Genomic DNA, 17,104 nt, shown 5'->3' with positions numbered 1-17,104 from the left:
TACCCGAACAGATGCAAAGACTAAACAGTGATCTCCCTTTCTTTCTGTTGATAAATGCATTGGCGCTGATACTCTATTTTCTGGCTTTTTCTTTTACTATTTTTCTGCATCGCTGGGTGGCCTATCAACAACGATTAAACGAATTGGAGAATATTAGCATACAGACTGATCTAAATCATTTGAAAGATCAACTTCAACCGGAGTTTTTTTCGAGAATATTGAATAAGGTGCGAACCTTGTTGGAGGAAGATGGAGAAAAGGCATCATTGCTTATCTTTAAATTAAGCCGGTTGCTTCGATACCAACTTTATGAAAGTGAACGGCAACAGGTATTGTTGGGAGATGATATCGATTTTATGACTGATTATATGAAGTTGGAGAAATTATGCAATCCGGAGTTTAATTTTGAAGTCAACATCCTGAATGAAGTGCGATATATACAAGTTCCTCCTTTATTGTTTATGCCTGTGATAGAATATGTGATTCGGACAACGGTATGTGGAGAGAATGGAAAGGGAGAAAATATAAGGATCGATTTTCAAATGGAAGAGAATCAGCTTCGATTCATTTGTACATACTGTCTGCGAAAAAAGGAAAGTCTGCAAATAGTACCTGCTTTTGACAAGTTACGGCAACGATTGGACTTGTTATATCCGGGAGGTTATCAATTAAAAAGTGGCTATAATGATGGAATGTTGTGTACCATTAGTTTAATGTTGGAATTATGAAAGATACCTGGAATGTATACGATTGGGGGAAGAATCTGGTAAATGACCGTTTCAGGCTTATCAGTAATTTACTATTGCTATTTATTATACTCTTTTTGGGCTTTCAGAATGTATATGGAGATTTTACTGGAGAAGGTTTCCGATATGCATATCCGGTTAGTATATTGGTTTTTGCGTTTCCTATCTATCTGAATATATATTGGTTAGTGCCCCGTTTCCTGTATAAGGCCAAGCGCAAGTTATGGTGTTATTGGATTTCGTTTCTCGGAGTCAATTTAGTGAGTGTATTATTAGGATTTATATTTCTGTCTCCATTATATCAACGGTACGGTATTCGTGGGTTTTGTATACAGGATAACCATGCTGTTTCTTTTGATAGTATTGCTTATGGAGTATTAGTACTACTATTAAGTGCAGGTGGCTGTACGAGCTTTGAACTATTCCGCCGCTGGGTTGTCTCCGATAAAAAGATTCTTGAATTGGAGAAGGCAACTAAGCAGGCAGAATTGCAACAATTAAAGAAACAGATCAATCCGCATTTTCTTTTTAATATGCTGAATAATGCCAATATTTTGGTAAAGGATGCTCCGGATGAGGCTTCGCAGATATTGGAGAAACTGGACAATCTACTTCGCTATCAGTTGAATGACAGTACAAGAAGAGAAGTCTTTCTTACTGCAGATATACAGTTTCTCACCAGTTTTCTTGAATTGGAGAAGGTGAGAAGGGATCATTTTGAATATACTATTTTTCAAGAGGGAAATATGGAAAATATCTGTATTCCTCCGTTGTTGTTTATCCCTTTTGTAGAGAATGCAGTGAAACACAATTTGGATAGCGACAATTTATCTTATATTCACCTGTATTTTTCTGTGCATAATAAACAGTTGACGTTTCGTTGCGAGAATTCTAAGCCCCGTGTTCCTGTTAAGCGGGAAGGGGGAATAGGGTTGGCCAATGTGAAACGCAGACTGGATTTACTTTATGAATCACGGTACACGTTACAGATAGAAGATAAAGAAACAACTTATAATGTCAACTTACATCTAAACTTATGAATTGTATTATTGTTGATGACGAGCCGGTAGCTCGCAAAGGTATGAAGTCATTGGTGGAACAGATTCCACAACTGACATTGGTGGGTAGCTTTAATAACGCTATCGCAGCGTCCGCTTATATAAATGAATATACGGTTGATCTGATTTTCCTTGATATTCAGATGCCGGGAATTACCGGAATAGAGTTTGCGCAAAGTATTCCCGTGAATACATTGATTGTCTTTACAACGGCGTATGCGGAATATGCACTCGATAGTTACGAAGTAAGTGCCATTGATTATCTGGTGAAGCCTATTGAAATGAACCGTTTTCTGAAAGCAGTCAATAAGGCAATAGCATATCATAAACTGTTATTGTCGGAAACAGCCGAAAGAGTGGAGGAGATACAGGAAGAATATATTTTCATCAAATCGGAACGACGCTATATCAAGATAAACTTCAGTGATATTCTTTTTATTGAAGGACTAAAGGATTATTCCATTCTCCAATTGGAAGATCAGCGGGTGATAACTAAGATGAATCTGAAAAATATTCATGAGCAACTGCCCGCTAAACAGTTTCTCCGGATAAACAAGTCCTATATTGTCAATACCTCACGGATTGACTCTTTTGATACCAATGATATTTTTATTAAGTCTTATGAGATAGGAATAGGAGGTGGAAACTATAAGAAAACGTTTTTTGAGGAATTTGTAGCGAAGAATCTACAGAAAGACTAATCCGGTAGTTTATATGGAATGGCTTGATATAAAAGAATAAGAACGTTAAGTATTGGCCTATTTTCATAAAAAATATGTTTTACAAGAAGAAAAAGGAGAGAATATAGTGCAATATCCCCAAATAATGCTTTTCTTTGTACCAACAACAATAAAGAGGTTTATTACGATTTGATTTTTTTACGTGAATCTTCTCATTTATTTGAGCATATCCATCTCTAATTAAGATCTTCCTAAAACTTTCTTATTGAATTATTAATTTTTTATATTTGTATTTTATGAATTTGTACATTGGAAATCTTAGCTATAATGTTAAGGAATCAGATTTGAGACATGTAATGGAAGAGTATGGAACAGTTGCTTCAGTAAAGTTAATCACAGATCGTGAAACTAGAAGATCAAAAGGTTTTGCGTTTATCGAAATGCCGGATGATGCAGAAGCTGCTAAAGCTATCGAACAATTGAACGGTGCAGAATATGTAGGTCGTTCAATGGTAGTAAAAGAAGCATTGCCAAAGAATTAATACTGAATACATATACAGTAATAGAGAAAGGCGCACTAGGAAACTAGCGCGCCTTTCTTCTGTTAATCCTCATTGTTATCTTCTTCATCATCCACCATATTATTGAGTTCCAATTCCAGGTCTACCAGCTCTTGTTCCCATAATTTCAGGATATCCTTCGGTGTATCTTTTGCAGCTTTCTTTATTCTTTCTTGAGCAACAGATACTTCATGCTCTAACTGTCTACGTCTGCTCATATTTCTATTGTTTTGATTATGAAATGATAACAACTCGTGTGTAGAATAGTTCGATATGATAAAATTAAAAGTAATGGGATGAACTATTCACAAATAAAGGATGTTTTGTAATCTGAAACTTTAAAAAACATACAGTCATGCTCAATTTAATAGCCGTTTTCTTAGTATGTTCAGGTATCGGAATTGCAGTACATATTGCCATAGACCTGACACATCGTCCGCAATCAATGAAGATAATGAATGCAGTCTGGATATTATCTGCATTATGGGGAAGTTATTTAGCTTTATGGGCGTATAATAAGTTTGGACGGAGTGGTCCGATGAAAGTTGAGGATGATGGGATGAAAATGGATATGTCTGATATGAAGGGAATGGATATGTCCGGTATGAAAGATAATATGGCGATGGATATGGTCATGCCGGGAGAAATGTCGATGCAAGGAATGCAACGTCCTTATTGGCAATCGGTAGCTTTGTCAGCGCTTCATTGTGGTGCAGGATGTACATTGGCAGATATCATAGGAGAGTGGTTTACAAACTATGTTCCTGTAACTGTGGCAGGAAGTCAGCTCTTTGGTAATTGGGTACTTGACTTTATCCTGGCTTTGATTATTGGTGTTTATTTCCAATTCTATGCTATTCGGGAGATGGAAAAAATATCGGTAGGTAATGCCTTGGCTCGTGCTTTCAAAGCGGATTTCTTTTCTCTTTTATCCTGGCAGGTCGGAATGTATGGCTGGATGGCGATTGTCTATTTTGTATTGTTCATCAATGAGCCATTACCCAAAGACACATGGATATTCTGGTTTATGATGCAGTTGGCTATGCTTTTCGGCTTCTTCTGTGCATATCCTATGAATGCTCTTCTTATAAAATTAGGTATAAAGAAAGGTATGTAAAATAAATGCAGATTTACTCTAAACGATAAGTATGTAATTACTTATTTGAGGGAGTGAATCTGCATCTATTATGATATGACTACTTTTGTCTTTTATTTCTCTTTTGGATTTTATCTTTTCAATAGCTTCGGTATATCCGAAGGCTCTTGTGCCACCCGGATACCGGCAGCTTTTAAAGATTCAATCTTCTCTTTTGCCGAACCGGAACTTCCTGAAATGATAGCTCCTGCATGTCCCATCTGCTTCCCCGGAGGAGCTGATTGCCCCGCAATAAATGCCACTACAGGTTTGGTTACATTATTGCGGATATATTCAGCCGCTTGTTCTTCTGCGTTTCCTCCAATCTTTCCAATCAGGACGATCGCTTCTGTTTCCGAATCATTTTGAAACATCTCCAGCAGTTGACGGAAATGAAGACCTACAACAGGATCACCTCCGATGCCGATAGCAGTGGATTGTCCCATGCCATTCGCCGTTAAGTGATACACAATTTCGTAAGTAAGTGTTCCGCTACGGCTGATAACTCCGACATTTCCTTCTAAAAAGACCTGTTCCGGTAAAATGCCTATCATGCTTTTTCCCGGAGAGATCAGTCCCGGACAGTTGGGGCCGATCAGCATAGCACCTTTTTGTTCGACAAACTGGTGCGCCTTAATCACATCCAGCGTGGGGATTCCTTCAGCAATGCAGGCAATTAACCGGATGCCCGCATCTGCTGCCTCCATAATGGCATCTGCCGCAAAACGTGCCGGAACAAAAATGATAGAAGTATTGGCTTTCGTTTGTTCAACCGCGTCATACATAGTGTTGAATACGGGGATGCCGTCTACATCTGTTCCTCCTTTGCCCGGAGAAGTTCCTCCAACAACATGGGTTCCGTATTCTTTCATCTTCTTGGCATGGAAAAGTCCGTCTCTCCCAGTAATTCCCTGTACAATCAGGCGGGTGGATTTATCTATTAATATGCTCATAATTGCTTTATTTATTAATGATTTGGGTACTTATTACGCTTTCAGAGCCATAAGGGCAGCTTCTTTCATCGTTGTGGCTATTTGGAAACGGCTGTAATTCCGTAACAGTTCCCGTCCGATATGCTCATTAGTGCCTGTAAGCCGTACGATAACAGGTACATTACTGTTTATCTGCTCGAATGCTTGAAGAAGCCCCATTGCTACATCATCACAGCGGGTGATTCCTCCGAAAATATTAATCAGGACCACTTTCACTTTTTCATCCTGCAATAAAAGTTTCATGGCTTCAATTACCTTGACAGGATTGGAACTACCACCAATGTCGAGAAAATTGGCTGGCTGACCTCCATAAAGTTTAATCATGTCCATAGTAGCCATAGCGAGTCCGGCACCATTTACCATACAGCCGATGTTACCATCCATGTGGACATAGCTGAATCCTTTATCCTTAGCGTCTGCTTCTATTTTTTCTTCCTCCGTCGGATCAAATAAAGCATGTACCTCCGGATGGCGATAGAGCGCATTGTCATCAAAAACAATCTTTGCGTCAATAGCCATCAACGTACCTTTCTTGGTTAGTGCCAGCGGATTTACTTCCACTAATGATGCATCATTTTCCATGAAGATCTTATAAAGTTCCTGAAGGATGGCCGCCATTTTACCCGCCTGCTCCATTTGAGGAAAGAGGGAGAAAGCAAAACGCCTTGCCAGATAGTCGGGAAGACCAATAAATGGATGGATTGAATATCGGATGATTTTTTCCGGTGTTTGACGGGCTACCTCTTCGATATCCATACCACCGGATGCACTCATCATCAGAACGACAGAACGTGTATTCCGGTCGATGGTGTAACTGACATAATATTCGGCAGCAATATCTACCGCCTCACTAACCAGTACTTGATTGACCGGAAGTCCTTTAATACTCATTCCAAGAATATTCTTAGCTTCCTGATAAGCGTCTTCCGTATTATTTACCAGTTTCACTCCTCCGGCTTTTCCCCGTCCTCCGGTTAATACCTGTGCTTTTATAACCACTCTGTCTGTTCCCATCCTCCGGTAAGCGGCTATGACACCTGCGGCTGTACGGCATAAAGTGTGCCTCTCGACAGGTATTCCGTACTTGGAGAAAATCTCTTTCGCTTGATATTCATGTATTTTCATGGCTCATAAATTTGAGTAAATGATTCCTGTAATAAAAACAATAGCAAGATACGGAAAGTTTGCCGGAAAAGAAAAGTAACGGGGTGTTATACAACATGTTAGTCCGTATGCAATGAATAGGCTTAATATAAAAAAGCGTGTTGGCAATAGTTACCAACACGCTTCATATATTTAAAGATAAACTCTTTCTTACGGATGCTTATGCAATACCGTGAGCGTTGACAGTACCGTCAATTTTCTTAATCAGTCCTTGAAGTACTGCACCCGGGCCACATTCTGTAAAATCAGTAGCACCGTCGGCAACCATATTCTTAACAGACTGTGTCCAACGTACGGAAGCAGTCAGCTGGGCAACCAGGTTCTTTTTGATTTCTGCAGGATCAGTGTGAGGAAGTGCGTCTACATTCTGATATACCGGACATTTAGGAGTATGAATTTCCGTAGCCTTGATAGCAGCTTCCAATTCAACTTTGGCAGGGTTCATTAATGGAGAATGGAAAGCACCACCTACTTTCAGCGGAAGAGCGCGTTTAGCTCCGGCAGCTTTCATCAGTTCGCAAGCTTTTTCGATACCTGGTACAGAACCGGAGATAACGATTTGTCCCGGGCAGTTGTAGTTAGCCGGTACGCAAACTTCACCTTCGGCATTTACTGCTGCGCAGATTTCTTCTACTTTCTCATCAGGTAATGCAATAATGGCAGCCATTGTGGAAGGAGTAACTTCACAAGCTTTCTGCATAGCCATTGCACGAGCATAAACAAGTTTCAGTCCATCTTCAAAACTCAATGCACCGGCAGCTACCAATGCAGAGAACTCACCGAGTGAGTGGCCGGCTGTCATTTCCGGTTTGAAATCATCGCCCATGCAAAGAGCGGAGATAACAGAATGAAGGAATACGGCAGGTTGGGTAACCTTTGTCTGACGGAGGTCTTCATCTGTGCCATCGAACATGATATCTGTAATGCGATATCCGAGGATATCATTTGCTTTTTCAAACAATTCTTTTGCTAAAGCTGAGTTTTCATACAGGTCTTTACCCATTCCTACAAATTGAGCGCCTTGACCGGGAAATACAAATGCTTTCATATTTTTATTATTTAATTGATTTTTAATTGCGGGTGCAAAGTTACGTATTTTTATGATACAACCGCACAAAATATACACATTTGTGCAACGGAGTCCGGAAAATGCCATAAAGGGCCGTTGCCGTGTCCGACATTCAATTCTTTTCCTGCGATAATAGCTTGCGTGATATACGTTTTAGCGTGCTGGATGGATTCTCTCATGGGGTATCCTTTGGCCAGGTAAGTAGCAATGGCAGAGGAGAGGGTACACCCCGTTCCATGCAGGTTATGGCTTTCTATTTTTTTCTCCTCATATATATGGTAGATAGATTCGGACGTGTGCAAAAGGTCGCACATATTGTCTCCTTCCAGATGTCCGCCTTTTAACAAGATGCTAGTATGATAATCGTCCGTCAGCATTTTGGCAGCCGCCTGCATGTCCTGAATGTTGTGAATACTTTTGCCTGTAAGCACCTTCGCTTCGTCGATGTTGGGAGTGATTAATGTCACAAGCGGCAAAAGTTCTTTTTTTATTTCTTCTATAGCTTCATCTGTCATGAGTTTCTTTCCGCTGGTAGACACCATTACCGGATCGTAGACGACGTATGCAGGTGAATATTTTTGTAAACAGTCGGAAATCACACGAACAATCTGAATATCATTTACCATTCCTATTTTGATGGCAACCGGTTGCAGGTCGTCCATCACTGCTTCTATTTGTCCACGAACAATATCAGGGGCGATAGACTGTACGGCACGTACTCCCAGTGTATTTTGTATGGTGATGGCAGTAATAGCCGATGCCGCATAGCCACCTAGAGCGGAGATTGTTTTTATGTCTGCCTGAATACCTGCGCCTCCCGAACAATCGGAGCCGGCAATGGATAAAATGACTGGATGACGTTCCATTTTAGTTTTTTTAATATTTATCCGACAAAGATAGAATAAAAAACGATAAGGTACAAAATGACATATCGTTTAAAATACAATAAGTACCTTTGCCGGTATCTGATGAAGATGATATGAAAAGTACTGATAATAAAGCGTCCATCTAGTTTTTGTACTTTGTACAATTACTCACTCGCGGAAATACTAAAATACATATTGTAATTCGTAAGATAACACTAACTATTCATATTGTAGAATGTATGATATGTATTTATATGAAAAACAATGTTTTATAGCATGGTTCTTATTTTTGTTTTGATGAGTTTTAGCCTCTATATTTGCACCGTCTTAAAGAAATGGATATGCAAAATTTACAGAAAAATACACCTTTAGCAAACAATCATATATCAGTGGACTGTGTAGTGATTGGTTTTGACGGAGAACAACTGAAAGTGTTGCTTGTAAAACGTGCAGGTGAAGATAATGGAGAAGTATATCACGATATGAAACTTCCCGGAAGTCTTATATATATGGATGAAGACCTGGATGAAGCAGCGCAACGAGTTTTGTATGAACTGACAGGACTTAAAAATGTGAATCTGATGCAGTTTAAAGCATTCGGTTCTAAAAACAGGACAAGTAATCCGAAAGATGTACGTTGGCTGGAAAGAGCTATGCAGTCAAGAGTGGAACGTATTGTAACTATTGCGTATCTGTCGATGGTGAAGATTGACCGCACACTGGATAAGAATCTGGACGATCATCAGGCTTGTTGGATTGCTTTGAAAGATGTGAAAACATTGGCTTTCGACCATAATCTGATTATTAAGGAAGCTATGACTTATATTCGTCAGTTTGTAGAATTTAATCCTTCCATGTTGTTCGAACTGCTTCCGCGCAAATTTACAGCTGCACAATTAAGAACCCTTTTTGAATTAGTATACGACAAAGCTGTGGATGTACGCAACTTCCATAAGAAAATAGCCATGATGGAATATGTAGTTCCTCTGGAAGAAAAACAACAAGGAGTGGCTCACCGTGCTGCCCGTTATTATAAATTTGATAAGAAGATATATAATAAGGTGAGAAGGTAGACCTTATTCAAGTATTAAGTATCAAGTATTAGGTATTAAGTATTAGGCGTTGAATGTTATAGCATTAATTGTCGGACATTGAGCGTTAAATCGTAAATAGTAAATCGTTTAATCGTAAATAAAATTATGTTTCTATTAGGTTATGACATAGGTAGCTCGTCTGTAAAAGCGAGTTTGGTGAATGCTGAAACAGGCAAATGTGTATCATCGGCATTTTTTCCGAAAACAGAAGCGAATATTATTGCAGTGAATCCCGGATGGGCGGAACAAGATCCGGAAAGTTGGTGGGAAAACTTAAAGTTGGCTACACAGGCTATTATGACCGAATCCGGAGTGAGTGCTGCTGAAATAAAAGCCATCGGTATCTCTTATCAGATGCACGGATTGGTATGTGTCGATAAGAATCAGCGTGTATTGCGTCCTGCTATTATCTGGTGTGACTCCCGTGCTGTGCCATACGGTCAGAAAGCATTTGAAACAATCGGAGAGGAGAGATGTCTTTCTCATTTGTTGAACTCGCCGGGAAACTTTACAGCTTCCAAGTTGGCATGGATTAAAGAAAACGAACCTGCCATCTATGAGCAGATTTACAAGATAATGTTGCCGGGTGATTATATTGCCATGAAGTTGAGTGGAGAGATTTGCACAACCGTTTCCGGACTTTCGGAAGGTATGTTCTGGGATTTTAAGAACAACCGGGTGGCTGACTTCCTGATGGATTATTACGGATTCGACTCTTCTTTGATTGCAGATATTAAACCGTCTTTCGCAGAACAAGGACGCGTCAGTGCAATGACTGCCAAAGAACTTGGATTGAAAGAAGGAACACCTATTACTTATCGTGCAGGTGACCAGCCTAACAATGCTCTCTCTCTGAACGTGTTCAACCCGGGCGAAATTGCTTCTACGGCGGGAACATCAGGAGTGGTTTATGGTGTGAACGGTGAAGTGAACTATGATCCGCAGTCACGTGTCAATACCTTTGCCCATGTCAATCATACAATAGACCAGACACGTCTGGGAGTATTGCTTTGCATCAACGGAACAGGTATTCTTAATTCATGGGTAAAACGCAACATTGCTCCCGAAGGAATATCTTATAATGAAATGAATGTGTTGGCTTCCAAAGCTCCTATCGGTAGTGCGGGAATCAGTATTCTGCCCTTTGGTAACGGTGCTGAACGTATGTTGAACAATAAAGAAATCGGTTGCAGCATCCGTGGACTGGACTTCAATGCACATGGCAAACACCACATAATTCGTGCCGCTCAAGAAGGTATCGTATTCTCTTTTAAATATGGCATTGATATCATGGAGCAGATGGGAATTCCCGTAAAGATGATCCATGCCGGACACGCTAATATGTTCTTGAGTTCTATCTTCCGCGATACGTTGGCGGGAGTTACAGGAGCCACTATCGAGCTTTATGATACAGACGGTTCAGTAGGAGCCGCGAAAGGTGCAGGTATCGGTGCAGGCATCTATAAAGATAACAATGAAGCATTTGCTACGCTTGACAAACTGGATGTGATCGAGCCTAATGTGGCGAAACGTCAGGAATATGCTGATGCCTATGCAAAATGGAAATACCGCCTTGAAAAGTCGATGACCGGTAACATACCGGCTCCGGTTCTTTCTTCAGATAAATAATTAACAATTTAAATAATAACCATTTAAAAATAAAAGAATTATGGCAACAAAAGAATTTTTCCCAGGAATTGAAAAGATTAAGTTCGAAGGTAAAGATAGTAAGAATCCGATGGCATTCCGTTACTACGATGCTGAAAAGGTAATCAACGGTAAGAAGATGAAAGATTGGTTGAGATTTGCTATGGCATGGTGGCATACTTTGTGTGCTGAAGGCGGTGACCAATTCGGTGGCGGAACAAAACAATTCCCTTGGAATAGTAGTGCTGACGCTATACAAGCAGCAAAAGATAAAATGGATGCAGGTTTCGAATTCATGCAGAAAATGGGTATCGAATACTACTGTTTCCACGATGTAGACTTGGTTTCTGAAGGTGCAAGCATCGAAGAATACGAAGCTAATCTGAAAGCAATCGTAGCTTATGCAAAACAGAAACAAGCTGAAACAGGCATCAAACTGTTGTGGGGTACTGCCAACGTATTTGGTCATGCACGTTATATGAACGGTGCTGCTACTAATCCTGATTTTGACGTAGTAGCTCGTGCTGCTGTTCAGATCAAGAATGCAATCGACGCAACGATCGAACTGGGTGGCCAGAACTATGTATTCTGGGGTGGCCGTGAAGGCTATATGTCTCTTTTGAATACAGATCAGAAACGTGAAAAAGAACACTTGGCAAAAATGCTGACTATGGCTCGTGATTATGCTCGTGCTCGTGGCTTCAAAGGTACTTTCCTGATCGAACCGAAACCGATGGAACCAACTAAACACCAGTATGATGTAGATACAGAAACTGTAATCGGCTTCCTGAAAGCTCATGGCTTGGATAAAGATTTCAAAGTGAATATTGAAGTAAACCATGCAACCTTGGCCGGCCATACTTTCGAACACGAATTGGCAGTAGCAGTAGACAACGGTATGTTGGGCTCTATCGATGCTAACCGTGGTGATTATCAGAATGGTTGGGATACAGACCAGTTCCCGATTGATAACTACGAACTGACACAAGCTATGATGCAAATTATCCGTAATGGTGGCTTGGGTAACGGTGGAACAAACTTCGACGCTAAAACTCGTCGTAACTCTACTGACCTGGAAGATATCTTCATTGCTCATATCGCAGGTATGGATGCTATGGCTCGTGCATTGGAAAGTGCAGCTGCTCTGTTGAACGAATCTCCATATAAGAAAATGTTGTCTGACCGTTACGCTTCATTCGATGCTGGTAAAGGTAAGGAATTTGAAGATGGCAAGTTGACTTTGGAAGACGTAGTTGCTTATGCTAAAGCAAACGGTGAACCGAAGCAGACTAGCGGTAAACAAGAACTTTATGAAGCAATTCTGAATATGTATTGCTAATAATTAATTCACCACAGAGTGGCACAGGGTCTCGTAGAGTTCATTTTCATTCAATATTGTATTTCTCTGTGAAACTCTGTGTCACTCTGTGGTGAGATTTCCAACTACTACAACACTACTTTATCTACTTATAACCATGATTAATACAACGAACGAGGGTAGTAAACTCTACCTATATTCGATCACCTCTGTCGCCATTTTGGGAGGACTGCTTTTCGGATACGATACAGCCGTTATTTCGGGCGCAGAGAAAGGTTTGGAGGCATTTTTCCTTTCGGCCTCTGATTTTCAATATAATAAAGTAATGCATGGAATCACTTCTTCCAGTGCATTAATTGGCTGTGTACTGGGTGGTGCGATCTCCGGTATATTTGCTTCCCGTTTGGGACGTCGTAATTCCTTAAGGCTTGCTGCCGTACTCTTTTTCCTTTCAGCATTAGGTTCCTATTATCCGGAATTCTTGTTTTTCGAATATGGAAAGCCGAACATGGATTTGCTGATTGCTTTTAATCTGTATCGTGTTTTGGGTGGTATCGGAGTAGGACTGGCTTCTGCCGTCTGTCCGATGTATATTGCTGAAATAGCCCCTTCCAATATTCGTGGAACGCTTGTATCATGTAACCAGTTTGCTATCATCTTTGGTATGTTGGTAGTGTACTTCGTGAATTTCCTGATTATGGGCGGTCATCAGAATCCTGTTATTTTGAAAGATGCGGCCGGTGTACTGTCTGTTAGTTCTGAATCTGATATGTGGACTGTGTATGAAGGATGGCGTTACATGTTTGGTTCGGAAGCTTTCCCTGCCGCTTTCTTTGGTCTGTTGTTGTTCTTTGTTCCGAAGACCCCACGTTATCTTGTATTGATACAGCAGGACGAAAAGGCTTACTCAATTCTGGAAAAGATCAATGGTAAGACAAAAGCACAGGAAATCCTTAATGATATTAAAGCTACTGCTCATGAGAAGACGGAGAAAATCTTTACTTATGGAGTGGCAGTAATTGTGATCGGTATTTTGCTTTCTGTATTCCAGCAAGCTATCGGTATTAATGCGGTACTATATTATGCTCCTCGTATTTTTGAAAATGCAGGTGCAGAAGGAGGTGGCATGATGCAAACTGTGATTATGGGTATTGTAAACATTATCTTTACACTGGTTGCTATCTTCACTGTAGACCGTTTCGGACGTAAACCACTATTGATAATCGGTTCTATTGGTATGGCTGTTGGTGCATTTGCAGTAGCAATGTGTGACAGCATGGCAATAAAGGGTATCCTTCCGGTACTTTCAGTGATTGTATATGCAGCATTTTTCATGATGTCCTGGGGACCGATTTGCTGGGTGTTGATCTCGGAAATCTTCCCGAATACCATCCGTGGTAAAGCAGTGGCAATCGCCGTAGCTTTCCAATGGATATTCAACTATATCGTATCTTCTACTTTCCCGGCATTGTACGATTTCAGCCCGATGTTTGCGTATAGTTTATATGGCATTATCTGCGTAGCTGCTGCCATCTTCGTTTGGCGTTGGGTACCTGAAACGAAGGGCAAGACACTGGAAGATATGAGCAAACTTTGGAAGAAAGACAAATAAATTAGGTTAGTGTAATTTCATCATGTCATTATGACTTCGGCCTCCTGACATGATTCTGTTGAGATTATGACATCGTACCAATGGTATGGTGTCATAATTGTTTTTATTTGAAGCTTTTAGGAGTAGTTGTAAATTCAGGGGATTTGGTCTAGAGAAACTTTGTCTCATAAGAATATATTCGTAAATGGTACGGATTTGAACTAAACATTACATAATGAAAAAACTATCTATCATGCTATCATTTATTTTAGTAATATTCTAATTATCAATGTAGTATCTATGATAGATAGCTTTTGAAAAATGTATCTATCATACTTTTATCAGTAAAAACGGGTTACCTATCATCTACAAAATAGCCATATAAATATCCTATAAGCATAAAACGGCTTGTTTTTGTCACAATGAAGCCATATAAATCCGAATATCGCAGCTCAAAAATCCCACTTAAACGGCGATAAGTTTATAGCCCACAAGTGTGTGCTGTATAGCCTGCATATGTAGGCTGTATGGTTTACATGCGTGGGCTGTACGGCACACACTTGTGAACTATAGAAATACTGCCGCTCCCCATAGATAATTAAGCTGTCAAATACAGGTTATCATCCTATAAAGTGTGCATTCGTATGTCTTTAAATGGATTATTTCACCTAATGCTACACTAAAATAGATACAGTATAGGAATGATAAATGTAACATCTATCTGTATGACTTAACGGCCAGATATATTCTCCGAAGTTTCGGAGGGTTTGCCGCCCAAGAGCTTTTCCAAGTCACGTAATTGACGTTGATAATCTTGTAACATCTGACTGACAAAACCACGATAGCAAGAAGCTGATATCAGGAAGTTCGACCATTTCGCCCATTCTTCAAAAATCTTTTGACACTCTGTGCGAGGTGAATTTTGTAAAGTAAAGAAATGCAGGCAAGCCTTTTGCATCTCCGGCATCCCATTTTCCCATGGACGGTCGAGGTTGGTCAACGCCTTAATAAAATGCTTGATTTTGTGGTGTAACGCTCCCAGACGTTGTGATTCAGAACGATCGACCGATACGGTAGGGCATAGTCGTCGTGATTGGGCTAAATAAAACTGTTTTAGGTTTTCTTTTTCTTCCAGATTAGGAAATTCTGCTTCCTGCCGATTGCTTCGAACGGCTTTTACAGGTGCACTGTTTTGTTCTTCATGCATGATACAACGGTTTTAAGATAGGCGGGAATAAAAAAAACGGTTCCGCCTTTCCCGTTGCATAACACTCCACAGAAGCTGGGGACGCATTAACGTTCCCCACGGGGGTACGAAACCGCGTATCTACGACAGCAACAGGCATAAAAATGCCTGCTACTGGAGTTGAAGCAGGTTCACTGCTTCTGTGAATAAAATGTTATGCGTTGCAAATGTACGATAATTTTTGGAAGTCGCAAATTAAATAGTGCAAGAATCTGTGTAAAAATTATGTGATGTTAAAGCACTGTAGCCATTTCTGAACCGTGTATTAAAATTAAGTATAATGTATTTTCAATTCTGCAATGACAATATATAAAGATAAACAGTACCTTTGCACAGTCTTTATATAAAAACACGTATTGTTATGGAACAACATCCGATTAAAATTAATAAAGTGCAGATACGCAATCTGCAAATAGAAGATTATGTACAGTTATCTCAGTCGTTTACCCGCGTCTATTCAGATGGTAGCGATGTGTTTTGGACCCGTGAGCAGATCCAGAAGTTAATTAAGATTTTTCCGGAAGGCCAGATTGTTACAGTAGTCGATGATAAAATAGTTGGTTGTGCTCTTTCTATCATTGTTGATTATGATAAGGTAAAGAACGATCATACGTATGCACAAGTGACAGGGAAGGAAACATTCAATACGCATAATCCCAAAGGAAATATCTTGTATGGCATTGAAGTATTCATCCACCCGAGCTATCGTGGTTTGCGTCTCGCACGTCGTATGTATGAATATCGTAAGGAGCTTTGCGAAACATTGAACCTGAAAGCTATCATGTTTGGCGGACGTATCCCGAATTATCATAAATATGCTGACAAAATGCGTCCGAAAGAATATATCGAACGAGTGCGTCAACGCGAGATTTATGATCCGGTACTAACTTTCCAGCTATCGAATGATTTTCACGTGCGAAAGGTGATGACCAATTATCTGCCGAATGACGAAGAATCGAAACATTACGCCTGTTTGCTTCAATGGGATAATATCTATTATCAGCCACCTACGCAAGAATATATCAGTCCTAAAACTACGGTTCGTGTAGGATTAGTGCAATGGCAGATGCGTAGCTATAAAACGTTGGACGACCTGTTCGAACAAGTAGAATTCTTCGTGGACGCAGTATCCGATTATAAAAGTGATTTTGTTCTTTTCCCGGAATATTTCAATGCTCCTTTGATGTCGAAGTATAATGATAAAGGAGAATCACAGGCTATTCGCGGATTGGCAAAGTATACCGATGAGATTCGGGAACGGTTTATGAATCTGGCTATTAGCTATAATATCAACATTATAACCGGAAGTATGCCATACGTAAAAGAGGACGGACTGCTTTATAATGTAGGTTTCCTTTGCCGACGGGATGGAACCTATGAAATGTACGAGAAATTGCACGTCACCCCCGATGAAATAAAAAGCTGGGGACTGAACGGTGGTAAACTTCTGAACACTTTTGATACGGATTGTGCAAAGATCGGAGTTTTAATCTGCTATGATGTGGAATTCCCCGAACTTTCCCGCCTGATGGCAGATCAGGGAATGCAGATATTATTTGTTCCTTTCCTGACAGATACCCAGAATGCCTACTCCCGTGTTCGTGTTTGTGCGCAGGCGCGTGCTATTGAGAATGAATGTTTTGTAGTCATTGCCGGAAGTGTTGGAAACCTTCCTCGTGTGCACAATATGGATATTCAATATGCTCAATCGGGTGTGTTTACCCCATGCGATTTTGCTTTTCCAACGGACGGAAAGAGGGCGGAGGCAACTCCTAACACAGAAATGATTTTGGTATCGGATGTTGATCTGGATTTGCTGAACGAATTGCATACATATGGTAGTGTACGTAACTTGAAAGACCGCAGGAATGACCTGTATGAGGTTAGATTCAAAAAATAAAAGAGTGACGCTATACTGTCAAGATAGCGTCACTATGT

General features: G+C 40.3%; 16 protein-coding genes. 10 read left to right on the top strand and 6 right to left on the bottom strand.

Annotated features, from left to right (window positions below; genetic code table 11):
- Positions 1-11: 11 nt before the first annotated feature.
- From AAHJ11_RS20700 to AAHJ11_RS20685, 4 genes are all read left to right on the top strand, one after another.
- A complete protein-coding gene (locus AAHJ11_RS20700) occupies positions 12-728 on the top strand; it encodes a histidine kinase (protein WP_254883852.1) in 717 nt (238 codons plus the stop codon).
- Complete coding sequence (locus AAHJ11_RS20695; RefSeq protein WP_320975236.1) at positions 725-1,786, top strand: sensor histidine kinase; 1,062 nt, start codon at positions 725-727, stop codon at positions 1,784-1,786. The genes AAHJ11_RS20700 and AAHJ11_RS20695 overlap by 4 nt, the downstream gene beginning before the upstream one ends.
- Complete coding sequence (locus AAHJ11_RS20690; RefSeq protein WP_008777003.1) at positions 1,783-2,505, top strand: LytR/AlgR family response regulator transcription factor; 723 nt, start codon at positions 1,783-1,785, stop codon at positions 2,503-2,505. The genes AAHJ11_RS20695 and AAHJ11_RS20690 overlap by 4 nt, the downstream gene beginning before the upstream one ends.
- A 275-nt stretch (positions 2,506-2,780) precedes the next feature.
- Positions 2,781-3,026 (top strand): RNA recognition motif domain-containing protein, encoded by a 246-nt coding sequence (locus AAHJ11_RS20685; protein WP_004295865.1) that lies wholly within the window; start codon positions 2,781-2,783, stop codon positions 3,024-3,026.
- A 62-nt stretch (positions 3,027-3,088) separates the two neighbouring features.
- Here the strand turns inward: AAHJ11_RS20685 and AAHJ11_RS20680 are convergent, their stop codons facing one another.
- Positions 3,089-3,262 carry a hypothetical protein gene (locus tag AAHJ11_RS20680; protein WP_004303314.1) on the bottom strand — a complete coding sequence of 58 codons (174 nt, stop codon included), beginning with the start codon at positions 3,260-3,262 and terminating at the stop codon, positions 3,089-3,091.
- Positions 3,263-3,399: 137 nt separating this feature from the next.
- Between AAHJ11_RS20680 and AAHJ11_RS20675 the strand changes: the two genes are divergently transcribed.
- On the top strand, positions 3,400-4,161 hold the full coding sequence (locus tag AAHJ11_RS20675) for a DUF4396 domain-containing protein (RefSeq protein ID WP_367743323.1): 762 nt from the start codon (positions 3,400-3,402) through the stop codon (positions 4,159-4,161).
- Positions 4,162-4,271: 110 nt separating this feature from the next.
- Here the strand turns inward: AAHJ11_RS20675 and sucD are convergent, their stop codons facing one another.
- The 4 genes from sucD to thiD all read right to left on the bottom strand — a co-directional run bounded on the left by sucD (position 4,272) and on the right by thiD (position 8,270).
- Positions 4,272-5,132, bottom strand: coding sequence for a succinate--CoA ligase subunit alpha (gene sucD, locus AAHJ11_RS20670; protein ID WP_413580078.1), 861 nt, complete (start codon positions 5,130-5,132; stop codon positions 4,272-4,274).
- Positions 5,133-5,165: 33 nt separating this feature from the next.
- Positions 5,166-6,296, bottom strand: a complete 1,131-nt coding sequence (sucC, locus tag AAHJ11_RS20665; RefSeq protein ID WP_195650280.1) for an ADP-forming succinate--CoA ligase subunit beta — start codon at positions 6,294-6,296, stop codon at positions 5,166-5,168.
- Between the two features lie 199 nt (positions 6,297-6,495).
- Positions 6,496-7,383, bottom strand: a complete 888-nt coding sequence (gene fabD, locus AAHJ11_RS20660) for an ACP S-malonyltransferase (RefSeq protein WP_413580077.1) — start codon at positions 7,381-7,383, stop codon at positions 6,496-6,498.
- A 50-nt stretch (positions 7,384-7,433) separates the two neighbouring features.
- Positions 7,434-8,270, bottom strand: coding sequence for a bifunctional hydroxymethylpyrimidine kinase/phosphomethylpyrimidine kinase (gene thiD, locus AAHJ11_RS20655; protein WP_413580076.1), 837 nt, complete (start codon positions 8,268-8,270; stop codon positions 7,434-7,436).
- 341 nt (positions 8,271-8,611) lie between these two features.
- On the opposite strand from thiD, the gene AAHJ11_RS20650 reads away from it, so the two are divergent.
- The 4 genes from AAHJ11_RS20650 (at position 8,612) to xylE (ending at position 13,941) form a co-directional block, all read left to right on the top strand.
- Positions 8,612-9,343: an NUDIX hydrolase gene (locus tag AAHJ11_RS20650; protein WP_117513002.1), complete on the top strand. Its 732-nt coding sequence runs from the start codon at positions 8,612-8,614 to the stop codon at positions 9,341-9,343.
- A 126-nt stretch (positions 9,344-9,469) separates the two neighbouring features.
- Positions 9,470-10,993 (top strand): xylulokinase, encoded by a 1,524-nt coding sequence (locus tag AAHJ11_RS20645; protein ID WP_413580075.1) that lies wholly within the window; start codon positions 9,470-9,472, stop codon positions 10,991-10,993.
- A 40-nt stretch (positions 10,994-11,033) separates the two neighbouring features.
- On the top strand, positions 11,034-12,350 hold the full coding sequence (gene xylA / locus AAHJ11_RS20640) for a xylose isomerase (RefSeq protein ID WP_413580074.1): 1,317 nt from the start codon (positions 11,034-11,036) through the stop codon (positions 12,348-12,350).
- 136 nt (positions 12,351-12,486) lie between these two features.
- On the top strand, positions 12,487-13,941 hold the full coding sequence (gene xylE / locus AAHJ11_RS20635; protein WP_148366634.1) for a D-xylose transporter XylE: 1,455 nt from the start codon (positions 12,487-12,489) through the stop codon (positions 13,939-13,941).
- A 709-nt stretch (positions 13,942-14,650) separates the two neighbouring features.
- Here the strand turns inward: xylE and AAHJ11_RS20630 are convergent.
- On the bottom strand, positions 14,651-15,127 hold the full coding sequence (locus AAHJ11_RS20630; protein WP_148366635.1) for a hypothetical protein: 477 nt from the start codon (positions 15,125-15,127) through the stop codon (positions 14,651-14,653).
- Positions 15,128-15,527: 400 nt separating this feature from the next.
- Between AAHJ11_RS20630 and AAHJ11_RS20625 the strand changes: the two genes are divergently transcribed.
- Positions 15,528-17,066 (top strand): carbon-nitrogen hydrolase family protein, encoded by a 1,539-nt coding sequence (locus AAHJ11_RS20625; RefSeq protein ID WP_195650285.1) that lies wholly within the window; start codon positions 15,528-15,530, stop codon positions 17,064-17,066.
- The last annotated feature ends 38 nt before the right edge of the window (positions 17,067-17,104 follow it).

Origin of the sequence: Bacteroides sp. 90-K9/2 (genome assembly GCF_047310725.1) — a bacterium.
Classification (GTDB): Bacteria; Bacteroidota; Bacteroidia; order Bacteroidales; family Bacteroidaceae; genus Bacteroides; species Bacteroides vicugnae.
The sequence above is the reverse complement of the archived record's forward strand: the minus strand, read 5'-3'. Positions and strand labels throughout refer to the sequence as shown.

Bases quoted from the DNA above. Each gene is read 5' to 3' on its own strand.
- AAHJ11_RS20700 (WP_254883852.1), top strand. From the start codon at position 12: ATGCAAAGACTAAACAGTGATCTCCCTTTCTTTCTGTTGATAAATGCA.
- AAHJ11_RS20695 (WP_320975236.1), top strand. From the start codon at position 725: ATGAAAGATACCTGGAATGTATACGATTGGGGGAAGAATCTGGTAAAT.
- AAHJ11_RS20690 (WP_008777003.1), top strand. From the start codon at position 1,783: ATGAATTGTATTATTGTTGATGACGAGCCGGTAGCTCGCAAAGGTATG.
- AAHJ11_RS20685 (WP_004295865.1), top strand. From the start codon at position 2,781: ATGAATTTGTACATTGGAAATCTTAGCTATAATGTTAAGGAATCAGAT.
- AAHJ11_RS20680 (WP_004303314.1), bottom strand. From the start codon at position 3,262: ATGAGCAGACGTAGACAGTTAGAGCATGAAGTATCTGTTGCTCAAGAA.
- AAHJ11_RS20675 (WP_367743323.1), top strand. From the start codon at position 3,400: ATGCTCAATTTAATAGCCGTTTTCTTAGTATGTTCAGGTATCGGAATT.
- sucD (WP_413580078.1), bottom strand. From the start codon at position 5,132: ATGAGCATATTAATAGATAAATCCACCCGCCTGATTGTACAGGGAATT.
- sucC (WP_195650280.1), bottom strand. From the start codon at position 6,296: ATGAAAATACATGAATATCAAGCGAAAGAGATTTTCTCCAAGTACGGA.
- fabD (WP_413580077.1), bottom strand. From the start codon at position 7,383: ATGAAAGCATTTGTATTTCCCGGTCAAGGCGCTCAATTTGTAGGAATG.
- thiD (WP_413580076.1), bottom strand. From the start codon at position 8,270: ATGGAACGTCATCCAGTCATTTTATCCATTGCCGGCTCCGATTGTTCG.
- AAHJ11_RS20650 (WP_117513002.1), top strand. From the start codon at position 8,612: ATGCAAAATTTACAGAAAAATACACCTTTAGCAAACAATCATATATCA.
- AAHJ11_RS20645 (WP_413580075.1), top strand. From the start codon at position 9,470: ATGTTTCTATTAGGTTATGACATAGGTAGCTCGTCTGTAAAAGCGAGT.
- xylA (WP_413580074.1), top strand. From the start codon at position 11,034: ATGGCAACAAAAGAATTTTTCCCAGGAATTGAAAAGATTAAGTTCGAA.
- xylE (WP_148366634.1), top strand. From the start codon at position 12,487: ATGATTAATACAACGAACGAGGGTAGTAAACTCTACCTATATTCGATC.
- AAHJ11_RS20630 (WP_148366635.1), bottom strand. From the start codon at position 15,127: ATGCATGAAGAACAAAACAGTGCACCTGTAAAAGCCGTTCGAAGCAAT.
- AAHJ11_RS20625 (WP_195650285.1), top strand. From the start codon at position 15,528: ATGGAACAACATCCGATTAAAATTAATAAAGTGCAGATACGCAATCTG.